Genomic DNA, 12,091 nt, shown 5'->3' with positions numbered 1-12,091 from the left:
GCCGCAAGCAACCGCGACGGCACCGGCACCGGCAACCGCGGTGTGACCACCACGAGGTGACGCGCCGCCACCCGCCCACGCCTCGCCACTCCTCACCTCGTCACTTCACCACCTCACGGGGAAATCCATGCCCAAGCGCACCACCCTGCTCCTCGCCACGGCCCTCACCACGGGCCTGCTCACCGCCCTGCCCGCCGCCACCGCCTCCGCCACCGCCGCCCCCTCGGGCCTGTCCGGCGACTTCAACGGCGACGGCTACCGCGACCTCGCGATCGCCGCACCCGTCGCCAAGGTCTCCGGCAAGTCCGGCGCCGGTTACGTGGCGGTCGTCTACGGCACGAGGAACGGCCTCGACACCACCAAGCGCCAGATCATCAGCCAGGCCACCACCGGCGTCCCCGGCAACCCGGCCTCCGGCGACTACTTCGGCGACCGGCTCACCACCGGCGACCTCGACGGCGACGGCTACACCGACCTCGTCGTGGGCGTCCACAGCGAGCGGATCGGCACCACCGACTCCTACGGCAACGTGACCGTGCTCTGGGGTGGCGCGAGCGGCCTCAAGGGCGCCAGCAACCTCTCCTCGCCGATGCCGAGGTACCGCAACGAACTCGGCTGGGCGCTGGCGGCCGGCGACTTCGACGGCGACGGCCACACCGACCTCGCCGTCGGCAACGTCGCCGCGCCCGAGCTGAACATCTTCCGGGGCCCCATCACCCGCAAGGGCAAGGCGGCCTCCCTCGTCGGCATCGACACCTCCACCCAGACCGGCGTCAACACCGACAAGCTCATCGCAGGCGAGGTCAACGGCGACGGCAGGACGGACCTGCTGGTCATGGGCCAGGAGGAGACCGCCTCCGGCGACTACCGCACCCGCAGCGTCCTCTACACGGGTTCCGCCACCGGCACGCTCAAGGCCGGCAAGAAGCTCGCGGGCGGCTACGAGGCGGTCATCGCCGACGTGAACAAGGACGGCTACGGCGACATCGTCACCGGCAACTTCCTGGAGAAGTCGGCCACCGAGCCGAACGGCGGCCTCGGCGGGGCGGTCACGGTGACGTACGGCGCGGCCGGCGGCCTCGGCAGCCGTACGCCGGTCCGGATCACCCAGGACACGGCGGGCGTGCCCGAGAAGGGCGAGAAGAACGACGGCTTCGGCTGGAGCCTGTCCGCCGGGGACGTCAACGGCGACGGGTACCCCGACATCGCGGTCGGCACCGAGGACGAGACCCTCGGCTCGGCGCGGAAGGCGGGCACGGTCACCATCCTGCGCGGCTCCGCCTCCGGACTGACCGGTGGCGGCGCCAAGCTCTTCTCCCAGAACACGGCGGGCGTCCCCGGCACCGCGGAGACCCTCGACAACTTCGGCGCGGCCGTCCGCCTCATCGACGCGAACGGCGACGGGCGGGCCGAGCTGGTCACCTCCGCCTCGAACGAGGACAAGGGCGCCGGCGCCGTCTGGCTGTTCAAGTCCACGGCCTCCGGCGTCCAGGCCGGCGGCTCCAGGACCTTCACCGGCACCACCCTGGGCGGCCCGTCGGGGACCGCCTACTTCGGCGACCTACTGGAGGGCTGATCATGCGTATGCGCACGGCGGCGACCCTTGCCGCACTCCTGACCGCAGGGCTCGTCCCGCTGGCCGGCCCGGCCTCCGCCGCGCCGGCCAGGTACGCCGACGACTTCAACGGTGACGGCTACCGCGACCTCGCCACCGCCGCCCCGGGCGCCACGGTCGGCGGCAGGGCGCGGGCGGGCGCGGTGGTCGTCACCTACGGCTCCAGGTCCGGTGTCAGGGCGTCCAGCCGTACCGTCGTCACCCAGAACTCGGCGGGCGTCCCGGGCACGGCCGAGAAGGACGACGCGTTCGGCTCGTCGCTCGCCTTCGGGGACCTCAACCGGGACGGGTACGCCGACCTGGTCGTGGGCGCCGAGGGCGAGGACGGCGAGGCCGGGTCGGTGACGATCGTGTGGGGGAGCAAGAAGGGCCTGACCGGTGGTCGTATCGTCGCCGACCCGGCCCGCACCTCCCACACCCGCTTCGGCATGTCCCTGGCGGTCGGCGACTTCACCGCGGACGGCCGGGCGGACCTGGCCGTCGGCAGCACCGGCGCCGACGTGCAGATCTTCCGGGGCGCCTTCACCAAGACCAACGGGGCCGCGTCCCGCACCTGGGTGGTGCCGCCCCTGGCCACCGGCAACCTCTACGGCTCCCAGTCGCTGGCCGCCGGCGACATCAACGGCGACGGCGTCGACGACCTGGTGATCAGCGGCTCGATCCAGTCGGGGACCGGCGACTACATCGACGGCAACCTGGTGTACCTGGGCGCGGAGTCCCGGCCGAAGGCCCAGCGGACGCTGGAGAGCGGCGGCTGGCAGCGTGCGGTCGTCGGCGACCTCAACGGGGACGGCTACGACGACGTCGTCACGTCCTACAACACGGTCTACGGCGACAAGGTCGGGCCCGGCACGGTCGCCGCCTACCTGGGCGGCGCGCACGGCATCAGCCCCACACCCCAGGCGGCGCTCACCCAGGACAGCCCGGGCGTCCCCGGCGCCACCCGCGCCCCGGGCACCAGCTCGTTCGGCGACTCGCTCTCCATCGGCGACGTCAACGGCGACGGATACGCCGACGTGGCGGTCGGCGCCGAGTACGAGGGGGTCGGCGCGGCCTGGCAGACCGGCACGGTCACACTGCTGCGCGGCTCCGCGGCCGGTCTGACCGGCGCGGGCGCCACCCGCTACACCGAGAACACACCCGGTGTCCCCGGCGCCGACGAGGACAACGACTTCTTCGGCTCCGCCGTCCACCTGGCCGACCTCGACGGTGACCGCAAGGCCGATCTGGCGGTCGGCGCGCGCGGCGAGAACGGCTCGGACGGCGCGGTGTGGACCCTGCGCGGCTCCGCCTCGGGCCTGACGGCGACGGGCGCGGTGAGCTTCGGACCGACGTCGGTGGGCGTCTCGACGGCGGGGGCGCCCCAGCTGGGATTCTCCATCGGCCAGTGACGCCCGGGCCCCTGGGGGGAGTTCTTGAACGCCCCTTGGGTATCCCGTGAGCATCCCTTAGGGGATGTCACAGCTCTGCGGCAAAGGCGGGCTCGGGCGCCCGAGCCCGCCACACCGATCTCCGGGACCAGGTACGTTCGATGACGTGGCTGGATTCAGGATCGGACGCGGCGGCCGGGACGACCGTGCCCCGCACACGCGACCGCAACAACCCGCGTACGGGCAGCAGACGCCGCCCCAGAGCTTCGGCGGGCAGCCGGCGGGACCGTCGTACGGGTACCCGTCGGCTCCGCAGCCGTACCCGCAGAACGGCGGGGGCGGCGGCTGGCCGCAGGGCCGCGGCGGCTACCCGGGGCAGGGGCAGCCCGGCGGCGACGGCCCGGAGTACTTCGGCGACGACCACGGGTACGGCGGCCGGGGCGCCGGCACTCCGGACCCGTACGCGGCCGACAATCCGGGCCACACCCAGGCGTTCTCGGTCGACGAGGCCGACGGCTACACGCGGGGCGCGACCTACCACGCCGGTTCGGCGGCGCCGTCCGGACCGATCGGCCCGCGCCTGCACTGGAAGGACCTGCTGAAGGGGATCGTGCTCGCCCCGAACCAGACGTTCCTGCGGATGCGGGACTACGCGATGTGGGGGCCCGCCCTCATCGTGACCTTCCTCTACGGCCTGCTCGCGGTCTTCGGCTTCGACGGCGCCCGTTCGGACGCGATAAGCGCGACCCTCACCAACGCGGTACCGATCGTGCTGACGACGGCGGTCGCGATGGTGCTCTCCTCCTTCGTGCTGGGCGTGGTGACCCACACCCTGGCCCGCCAGCTGGGCGGCGACGGGGCCTGGCAGCCGACGGTCGGCCTGTCGATGCTGATCACGTCGATCACCGACGCCCCCCGTCTGCTCTTCGCCATGTTCTTCGGCGGCGACGCGGGCTTCGTGCAGATCCTCGGCTGGGCCACCTGGATCGCGGCCGGCGCCCTCCTCACCCTCATGGTCGGCAAGTCCCACGACCTGCCGTGGCCGAAGGCCCTGGGCGCGTCGGCGATCCAGCTGATCGCCCTGCTGTCGATCGTGAAGCTGGGCACGTTCTAGGCTTCCACCCACACACGGCAAGGGCCCCCGGCGACTCGGCCGGGGGCCCTTGCCGTACCCCAGCCCCCCCCGAGACCCCGGCCGGCCACCTGCTGACCCCTGTCCCGGTCTCTGCCGGCCTCCGGCTGACCCCTGTCCCGGCCTCTGCCGCCCCCGGTCGCCCAGGTGGTGGGTTGAGCAACACGGGTGCCGCTGAATGCTCACTTACGGTCAACGGTTTCGTGGACGCCGTCCGCGGCGCGCTGCGCGGCGGGGGCTGAACGGGCCGCGACGCCGTCAGCCACCCGGAATCCGGCACGCCGCGTGCGCGACAGCATGACCAGACCCATGAGGAGCGCCGCGCCGAAGAAGACGCTGAAGGACGCGGCGCCGGTGAGCAGACCCGTCGGCAGTCCGTGCGCGGTGACGACCCAGCCGAGTACGGGCGCCCCGACACCTTGGGCGAGATAGCCGGCGAGGTAGCCGCCGGACACCATGCTCGCGCGGTGGTGCGGTGCCGCGTAGGCGTTGAGGACGGTCAGTCCGCCGGCGAAGTCGAAGGCGTAGGCCGCGCCCGCGCACGCCGAGGCGAGGAGGAAGACCGCCATCGAGTGGGTGGCGCTGGTGACGACGAAGAGCCACACCGCGGCGACCGACCCGGCTGCGCCGACGGTCACCAGGGTCCACGGCCTCAGGCGCCGGGCCAGCAGGGCGCTGACCGCGATGAACGCCGCGAACACCGACAGCAGCGCGCCGGTGACCAGGGCGTTGGTCGAACCCGCCAGCTGGTGGGCGATCTTCGCGCCGAGCGGCAGCACGATGGCGCCGAGGAGGAAGGACGACGCGAACGCGAACGCGCCGGCGGTGAAGACCCCGCGGTTGCCCCGGGGGATGATGATCGCGCGCATGCGCCACCGGGTGCTCGTCTCGTTCGCGGTGTGGTGCGGCATGCCTGCGACGAAGCAGACGACGACCGCGATCACGGCGGCGAGGACGAAGAAGTTCAGGTGCAGCGGGAAGGGGGCGTACTGGGTCAGGGCGCCGCCGACCAGCATGGCCAGGGCGATACCGGACGAGGAGACGGCCGTGCCGACCGATCCGGCGCGTCCTTCCTTGCCCCGGGCGCTGAACTCCACCATGGCCACGCTTGCGGGGCTCAGGGACAGGCCGACGCCGAGGCCCATGAACGCCCGCCCGGCCAGGAGCCAGGGGACGCCGTCGGCGAATGCGAAGAGGAGCACCCCGGCGAGTTCGGCCAGCAGGCCGAGCAGCATGGCGGACCGCCGCCCGATGTGGTCGGACAGGTCGCTGAAGACGATCAGAACGGGGATCAGCGCGATCGGGTACGCGGCGAAGATCCAGGTCACCGTGGTCGTCGAGACGTTCCAGTCGGCCTGGTAGAGCGGATAGGTCATGGTGGGGCACGCGCTGGTCCAGAGTGCGAGGGCGACGACGGCGCCCGCGGTCCAGAAGGCGGCACGGGTATTGAGGAAAGGTTGCACGGAAGCACCGTTCTTGAACTTGAGGTACAAAACAAGGGCAGACGGGACCCAGGTGCGGGCACGCAGGGGACCCGCAGGGGGTCGGTGGGTTGATGTCAGGGGCCGGAGCCCGAAAGTGGGGGGCGGACGGTCACAGGGAGTCGATCACCGTGTCGATGATGCGGGCCGGCCGGTCCGCGTCATCGGCGACGCGCACTGCGAGGCGCAGCCCCACCACCGTGTTCTGCAGCATGGCGGCCAGGCCGGCGGGGTCACGTTCGGGCGAGATCTCCCCCGAGCGCTGCCCCTCCTCGATCACGGCACGGAAGGCGCTCTCGTTGCGCTCGAAGGCGCGGCGGATGAGATCGGTCGCCACCTCGTCGGTCCGCGCCACTATCGCCGCCGTGTTCACTGCCAGGCAGCCGCGGCGGTCCGGGTCGGCCAGATCCGTCCGCACGAGGGTCTCAAGAGCCCTGCGCAGGCGCGCCTTCGCCGGTCCGGGTTCCTCGAGCGCCTGCAGCAGCACGCTCGTCTGCCGTTCGCGATAGCGCCGGAGTGCCTGCTCGAACAGGCCGCGTTTGCTGCCGAAGGCGTTGTAGAGGCTGCCTTTTCCGATCCCGAGGGCGTCCACCAGGTCCTGGGGCGTGGTGGACGCGTAACCCTTCCGCCAGAACACCTCCATGGCCTGTTCCACGGCGACGTCCGGGTCGAACTGCTTGGGCCTCGTCATGCGGGCGACCCTAACACGCAATTGGACCTCCAGGTCAAAAACCCTCGGCTGTGGAGAGCGCCAACGAATAGAGCACCGACGAACAGGGGCGGCCGCCGGCGAACACGAGCAGGGCGGCATCCATCTCGCATCCGCGTCCTCACAGCGAAGGTCCGGATAGCAGGAGAGTCCCTCGCCGATCCAGCGAGGGACTCTCAGGTACCTGGAGCAGGTGCAGGTCAGAGCGCTTCTTTGTTCTCCCTGGGCGCCTCGCCCGACTTGTGTACCGGAGGCAGGACACTCCACGGGAAGTTGATCCAGTCGTCGGTCCGCTTCCACACGTACTCGCACTTCACGAGCGAGTGGGACTTCTCGTAGATCACCGCGGACCGGACCTCGGCGACGGTGTCCAGGCAGAAGTCGCGGACCAGCTTCAGCGTTTTGCCGGTGTCGGCGACGTCGTCGGTGATCAGCACCTTCTTCTCGCTGAAGTCGATGACGTTGGGGACCGGCGCGAGCATGACCGGCATCTCGAGAGTCGTCCCCACCCCCGTGTAGAACTCCACGTTGACCAGATGCAGGTTCTTGCAGTCGAGGGCGTAGGCGAGCCCGCCGGCGACGAACACGCCACCGCGGGCGATGCTCAGCACTATGTCGGGCTCGAACCCGTCGTCGGCGATGGTCTGCGCGAGCTCGCGCACGGCGACGCCGAACCGCTCGTAGGTGAGGTTCTCCCGTACGTCACTGCTCATGACCGGTCCCTCACACCTGCGTCCGATGGAAATTGAGGTAGGAGCGGGAGGCGGTGGGCCCGCGCTGCCCCTGGTAGCGGGAGCCGTAGCGCTCACTGCCGTAGGGGTGCTCGGTGGGGGAGGAGAGCCGGAACATGCACAGCTGCCCGATCTTCATGCCCGGCCACAGCTTGATGGGGAGGGTCGCGAGATTGGACAGCTCAAGGGTCACGTGCCCGCTGAACCCCGGGTCGATGAACCCGGCGGTGGAGTGCGTGACCAGCCCGAGCCGGCCGAGCGAGGACTTCCCCTCCAGCCGGGACGCGAGATCGTCGGGGAGCGAGATGACCTCGTACGTCGACGCGAGGACGAACTCCCCGGGGTGGAGGATGAAGGGTTCGTCGCCTTCCGGCTCGACCAGCCGGGTCAGGTCCGGCTGCTCGACGGAGGGGTCGATGTGCGGGTACCGGTGGTTCTCGAACACCCGGAACAGGCGGTCCAGCCGCACGTCGATGCTCGACGGCTGCACCATGGATTCGTCGTAGGGATCGATCCGTACCCGCCCGGCGTCGATCTCGGCCCGGATGTCCTTGTCTGAGAGAAGCACGCCCCGAGGATACGCAAGGCGCGCGGACCCACGACAATCGTGACAGTCCACGCGCCCGTGCTACTGCTGCCGGCTACTGCTGCTGCTTCTCCAGGGCGACCGGCACGACGCTGCGCAGCCGGGCGCACTTGGGACACCGGACGAGCCGACCAGGGCCGAGCCGCTCGGCCTGCTGCATCGGGAACGAAGTGGTGCTGAACACGTGCCCTTCGGCACAGCGGACGACGGTGCGTTCCATCAAGTCCCTTGAATCCCTTCCCCAGGAGCCGCGTCGGGCTTACTGCCGTGACGACGGAAAGCCACATTACGGGATCTAAGGGACGGCTCTCCAGGCGGCACTCCGGCGCGCCCGGCCCCTCTCCCGAGCCCCCACCGTACGCCCCAACTCCGGCCGCCCGCACCCGGATCCCACCCCCGGCCCACCCCTGAAACGCACGCGAACCCCAAGGCCTGAGCGCCGGGGGTTCACGATGAGGTACAGTGAGCGAGCGTTCGGACACCGACTCCGGTCGGCGTCTTACGCGGGTGTAGTTTAATGGTAGAACATCAGCTTCCCAAGCTGAGAGCGCGAGTTCGATTCTCGTCACCCGCTCCATGGAGAAGGCCCAGGTCAGAGACCCGGGCCTTTTTGCTGTCCATGGTGATCAGTTGTCGCGTGCCAGATTCGTGCCAGAAGGCTTCTCAGGCGCTCTCTGCGCGGCGGCTGCCCGTGCCTTACGGACCGTGGCGTCCAGCCCGGCGGCGACCTCCTCCTGCCGCTCGTCGTCGGAGTGCTGATAGATCAGCGCCGCCTTCTCGGAGGACTGTCCGGCCCGGACCATCGTGTCCTTGAGCGTGGCCCCGGAGCGCGTGGACAGCGTGTGCCCCGTGTGCCGGAGATCGTAGAACCGGAAGCCCTCAGGCATACCGACGATCTCCCGCGCCTTCCGCCACCTCCGCCCGAAGGTGCTGCGCCGGAAGGGAGCACCCTTTTCCCCGACGAAGAGCAACCCATCCGGCCCCTGCTCGGCGTAGCTCTCCAGATGCCAGCGGAGCTCCCGGTGGAGGAACGCGGGAAGAATCACAGTCCGTGTTCCGGCCTCGGACTTGGTGTCGCCCTGTACCCGTCGCCCGTTCATCCGCTCCGGCTCTGCGAGGCGCACACGAACACGCAGGTTGTCGAGGTCGACATCCCGGCGGCGGAGGCCGGCCAGCTCTTCCGGACGCATCGGACCGTACGCACCGAGGTAGACCATGAGCCGCCATCGCATCCCCACGGCGTTGGCGAGTGCGTCGACCTGGGCCACGGTGGCGATGCGCCGCTCAGCCGCCATCTCCTTACCGGCGCCCTTGATCCGGCACGGGTTGCGAGTGATCAACTCGTCGTCCACGGCCGTCTCCATGATGGCCTTGAGGAGCCGGTACGCCTTGGCGGTCATCGTCTTGGCGTTGGCGGTCCGCAGCCGATCGGCGCGCCACTCACGCACGCGCGGAGCTGTGATCTCGTCCAAGTCCGACTCGGTGAAGGCGAACAGGTGCTTGTCGAGGAGGTAGCGGTAGAGGTCGCGGGTGAGGGGCGCGATCTCCCGTTCGTCGACCCACTTGGCGGCGTAGGCCCGGAAGCTCACGGCGCCCGCCTCGGGATCGCGCCATTCGCCCCGTCGGATCTCCGTCTGTTTCTCGGCAAGCCAGTCGTCCGCGTCCGCCGTCGTCTCGAAGGTGATCGGAGCCGGACGCATCACGCCGTCAGGGCCCGGATAGCGCGCCTGGTACCGGCCGGAAGGAAGCCGTCTGATCGCGCCGAAGCGGCGGCGCCTGCCCTTGCTGTTGGCCATCAGGCGGCCCTCCTGAAGCCGGTGCGGGGACGCCTCAACGGCTCCACGGTGCGGGACTGGATGAACTCGTCGACCGCGCTCTCGGGGATGCGTACGTGCCGACCGACCTTCACGTACCGGATGCGCCGTTCTTCGATCAGCCGCCGGGGAAAGCGGGTGGTCGTGCCGAGCAGCTCGGCGACCTGGTCGACGGACAGGTAGCGGTCGGTCATGTGGTGGGTTCTCCTTCCGTTCCGGGGGCTGGTTCGAGGGATGCGGCGAGCCAGGTCTCGGCGGCGCTGAGGCCGGTGCCGGCGAAGACCCAGTGGGCGAGGACGTACGTCGTGTCCGGCTGAGGGTTGGCTGCTACTTCCGCTTGGGCGCGGCGCCATTCGGCGCGGGCGTCTCGAAGGGCGCCGAGGGTGGTGGAGTAGCGGCGGGATTTGGTGGAGAAGTGGCCGCGGAAGCCGAGCATGTGGGCCCAGGCGCGCAGGCGGAGGTGTTCGAGGTCCTTGCGGGCGCCGAGGGTCCAGGCGGTTCGGATGAGGCGGCGGGCGTGGTCGGTGATGTCGAGCTGGGCGAGTTCGGCGGCGAACTTCAGCGGCCGGTCGAGGGCTCCCGTGGCTGTCTCGGCGCCCTTGGTGGCGTACTTGGCGATGTAGGCGGCGACAGCTCGTTCGGTCAGTTCCGTGCCGGTGTCGAAGTCGGCGGATCGGATGGTGCGGACGTCGAGTTGGCGGCCGAAGGTGAAGGTGTGGGTGTGTCCGTCGAGGGTCGGGCCGTCGACCCGGACCTTGGTGGCGGCGGTCTGGATCGCGTCGGTGAGGAGTTCGGCGGTGGCCCAGGGCGGAGGTGGGGTGTCGCCGCCTTGCGGGCCGTCGAGGCGGATGACGGCGTGGAAGTGGACGGCGCCGCGCTTTTGGTACTCGGCGACCTTGGCGAAGGAGACGCGGGCGTGGTCGCGTAGGCGGCGTTGTGAGAGGCCTGCGCGCTTGGCGACCTCCCGGCGGAGGTAGATCGAGAAGCGCCGCCAGAGGGCACCAGCGTGGGCGTTCCAGAGCACGGCCGCTTCGTAGTCGTAGGCCTCGGGGTCGAGCGGGGTGCCGAGGGCGTCGTCGTCCTGGTCGTGGTGGGTGCCGCAGCGGCAGGCACGGCCGTCGGTGCGGCGGTTGTGGACGGGCCGAAGCCGGGCGCGGTGAAGGTGGCGAAGACGCGGGGGTGCGCGGCGACGTGTTCCGGGGTGCCCTTACCGCCACGTAGTCCGGCGGTGATCAGGTGGAAGGTGTCGCGGCGGTAGACCTCGGCGCAGGCCGCGCAGCGGGTGGTGCGGCGGTTGTTGCAGCGGACGAGGAGTTGGCCGGCGGGCAGGTCGGTCGAGTTGAGGTGCTGGAGGATGCGGCCGATCTCGCCGGTCGTGGTGTCGACGTCGTACTCGGTGCGGTGGCCGTCGAGGCGGACAGGGTTGGTGCAGCCGCCGAGGCCGGAGAGTTGGCGGAGGATACCGGGCAGGGTGCCGCCGGAAGCGAGGCTGGTGAGTTCGCGGAGCGGGGGCGGGGTGGTGCGGGTGAAGATGGCTGGCTCCTTCTGGCTGGCTCGGTCAGGAGTGACGGGCCCCGGGGGCGGCCGGATGCTTGGCGGTGTCGTGGCCGCCCCAGGGGTCGGGCGGGAGAGGTCAGCGCCGGTTGTGATCGCCCCTGGCGGACGACGCAGCCCTGATCGTGAGCGAGCTGAGCACGAACGCACTCCTCCACCACGGACGACGGAGGCGGCGGCGCCCCGAAGGTCGAGCACCAGGACCAGGACGCCGAGCACGGCCGAGGCCTGGGCATGGTCAGCGCCCTCGCCCACAGGGTCGTCGTCCAGGGCGCGGGCGGCGGCTACACGGTCACCGCGGAACTCTTCGTGAACGCCCGGCGGGGAGGCCATCCGTGCTGATGGACAAGCCCCGGCGGGGTTTCTGGTGCGAGTGCTGGACCGAGGACCTCACCGACGGGATGCAGTGGCCGGCACTCCGGGCATCCTTCGACGCCTACTCCGCACCCCAGGCAGACAGATGGGTCGCCATCGCACTGCGCACCATCTCACCGGCACTCGACCCGGACGTCTCGGACGAGGTATGGGCATGGCTCCACGACGGCCGCGCCGAAACCCGACGAGCCCTGCTGCGCTTAGAGCCCTGCACGGTGTCCGTCACCCAGGTCAACACTCGCATCACATGGACGATCCGGCCCGTGGTCTTCCTTCCGCTGGCTCATCGGCACGACGAACAACTCCCCCCCTGTGCATACACCTTCAAGCCCCAGGCGAAGGGAGCCTAGGTTCACTTGATGCTTGACGGCCCGGCCTCACTCTGGAGCCGGGCCTCAGGCATGCTCGCCTGCATGAGCGCCTACAGCAGTGATCCGGACCTCAACGTGTACGACGTCACCGGCAACGGCACGGAAGTCGACGTTGCCACCAACCTGCTCAACGGTGACATCAGGCTCTCGATTCTGTGGACCCAAGAGATCCTCCTGTCCGCCGAAGCCGCGGACCGAGTAGCCGACGCTCTACGCCGAGCGGCAGCACAGTCCCGCAGCATCACAGCCACCCCAAGCACCGTGTCGGGTCTCAGATGATGCTTGACGATTCGGCGTCAGGTGATGCTTGACGTCTGACCTAGACATCGTGGCTTACTGGCTGCCATGACGGA

12 protein-coding genes, 1 tRNA gene and 2 pseudogenes are annotated in these 12,091 nt (G+C 70.3%); 7 read left to right on the top strand and 8 right to left on the bottom strand.

Annotation, left to right across the window (positions count from 1 at the left end):
- Positions 1-127 precede the first annotated feature (127 nt).
- From ACWDGI_RS18055 to ACWDGI_RS18045, 3 genes are all read left to right on the top strand, one after another.
- A complete protein-coding gene (locus ACWDGI_RS18055; RefSeq protein ID WP_450760096.1) occupies positions 128-1,576 on the top strand; it encodes an FG-GAP-like repeat-containing protein in 1,449 nt (482 codons plus the stop codon).
- Positions 1,577-1,578: 2 nt separating this feature from the next.
- Complete coding sequence (locus ACWDGI_RS18050; RefSeq protein WP_450760094.1) at positions 1,579-3,006, top strand: FG-GAP-like repeat-containing protein; 1,428 nt, start codon at positions 1,579-1,581, stop codon at positions 3,004-3,006.
- Between the two features lie 64 nt (positions 3,007-3,070).
- Entirely contained in the window at positions 3,071-4,099 is a 1,029-nt protein-coding gene (locus ACWDGI_RS18045) for a Yip1 family protein (protein ID WP_450760092.1), read from the top strand.
- A gap of 200 nt (positions 4,100-4,299) precedes the next feature.
- Here the strand turns inward: ACWDGI_RS18045 and ACWDGI_RS18040 are convergent, their stop codons facing one another.
- From ACWDGI_RS18040 to ACWDGI_RS18020, 5 genes are all read right to left on the bottom strand, one after another.
- Positions 4,300-5,580, bottom strand: a complete 1,281-nt coding sequence (locus ACWDGI_RS18040; protein WP_450760090.1) for an MFS transporter — start codon at positions 5,578-5,580, stop codon at positions 4,300-4,302.
- Positions 5,581-5,710: 130 nt separating this feature from the next.
- Positions 5,711-6,289 (bottom strand): TetR/AcrR family transcriptional regulator, encoded by a 579-nt coding sequence (locus ACWDGI_RS18035; RefSeq protein ID WP_450760088.1) that lies wholly within the window; start codon positions 6,287-6,289, stop codon positions 5,711-5,713.
- Between the two features lie 218 nt (positions 6,290-6,507).
- Positions 6,508-7,020 (bottom strand): phosphoribosyltransferase, encoded by a 513-nt coding sequence (locus ACWDGI_RS18030; protein ID WP_450760086.1) that lies wholly within the window; start codon positions 7,018-7,020, stop codon positions 6,508-6,510.
- 10 nt (positions 7,021-7,030) lie between these two features.
- Positions 7,031-7,606, bottom strand: coding sequence for a dCTP deaminase (gene dcd / locus ACWDGI_RS18025; RefSeq protein WP_351709320.1), 576 nt, complete (start codon positions 7,604-7,606; stop codon positions 7,031-7,033).
- 73 nt (positions 7,607-7,679) lie between these two features.
- On the bottom strand, positions 7,680-7,844 hold the full coding sequence (locus ACWDGI_RS18020) for a hypothetical protein (protein ID WP_362728503.1): 165 nt from the start codon (positions 7,842-7,844) through the stop codon (positions 7,680-7,682).
- Positions 7,845-8,127: 283 nt separating this feature from the next.
- Between ACWDGI_RS18020 and ACWDGI_RS18015 the strand changes: the two genes are divergently transcribed.
- Positions 8,128-8,201, top strand: a tRNA-Gly gene (locus ACWDGI_RS18015).
- Between the two features lie 49 nt (positions 8,202-8,250).
- Here the strand turns inward: ACWDGI_RS18015 and ACWDGI_RS18010 are convergent.
- From ACWDGI_RS18010 to ACWDGI_RS18000, 3 genes and pseudogenes are all read right to left on the bottom strand, one after another.
- On the bottom strand, positions 8,251-9,420 hold the full coding sequence (locus ACWDGI_RS18010) for a tyrosine-type recombinase/integrase (RefSeq protein WP_450760083.1): 1,170 nt from the start codon (positions 9,418-9,420) through the stop codon (positions 8,251-8,253).
- On the bottom strand, positions 9,420-9,632 hold the full coding sequence (locus ACWDGI_RS18005) for an excisionase family DNA-binding protein (RefSeq protein ID WP_381740982.1): 213 nt from the start codon (positions 9,630-9,632) through the stop codon (positions 9,420-9,422). Before ACWDGI_RS18005 ends, ACWDGI_RS18010 begins: the two co-directional genes overlap by 1 nt.
- Positions 9,629-11,142 (bottom strand): annotated as a pseudogene (locus ACWDGI_RS18000) (replication initiator). The gene ACWDGI_RS18005 and the pseudogene ACWDGI_RS18000 overlap by 4 nt, the downstream one beginning before the upstream one ends.
- Between ACWDGI_RS18000 and ACWDGI_RS17995 the strand changes: the two are divergent.
- The 3 genes and pseudogenes from ACWDGI_RS17995 (at position 11,094) to ACWDGI_RS17985 (ending at position 12,017) form a co-directional block, all read left to right on the top strand.
- A pseudogene (locus ACWDGI_RS17995) lies at positions 11,094-11,334 on the top strand (ATP-binding protein). The pseudogenes ACWDGI_RS18000 and ACWDGI_RS17995 sit on opposite strands and share 49 nt — an antisense overlap.
- The gene (locus ACWDGI_RS17990; protein WP_450760715.1) at positions 11,334-11,717 is read left to right on the top strand and encodes a hypothetical protein; all 384 of its coding nucleotides are present in this window, start codon (positions 11,334-11,336) and stop codon (positions 11,715-11,717) included. The pseudogene ACWDGI_RS17995 and the gene ACWDGI_RS17990 overlap by 1 nt, the downstream one beginning before the upstream one ends.
- 63 nt (positions 11,718-11,780) lie before the next feature.
- Positions 11,781-12,017, top strand: coding sequence for a hypothetical protein (locus tag ACWDGI_RS17985; RefSeq protein WP_450760081.1), 237 nt, complete (start codon positions 11,781-11,783; stop codon positions 12,015-12,017).
- Positions 12,018-12,091: the final 74 nt, after the last annotated feature.

The organism is Streptomyces sp. NPDC001220 (genome assembly GCF_053597895.1).
Note: the sequence above shows the minus strand (reverse complement) of the source record. Positions and strands in the feature narration are given on the sequence as shown.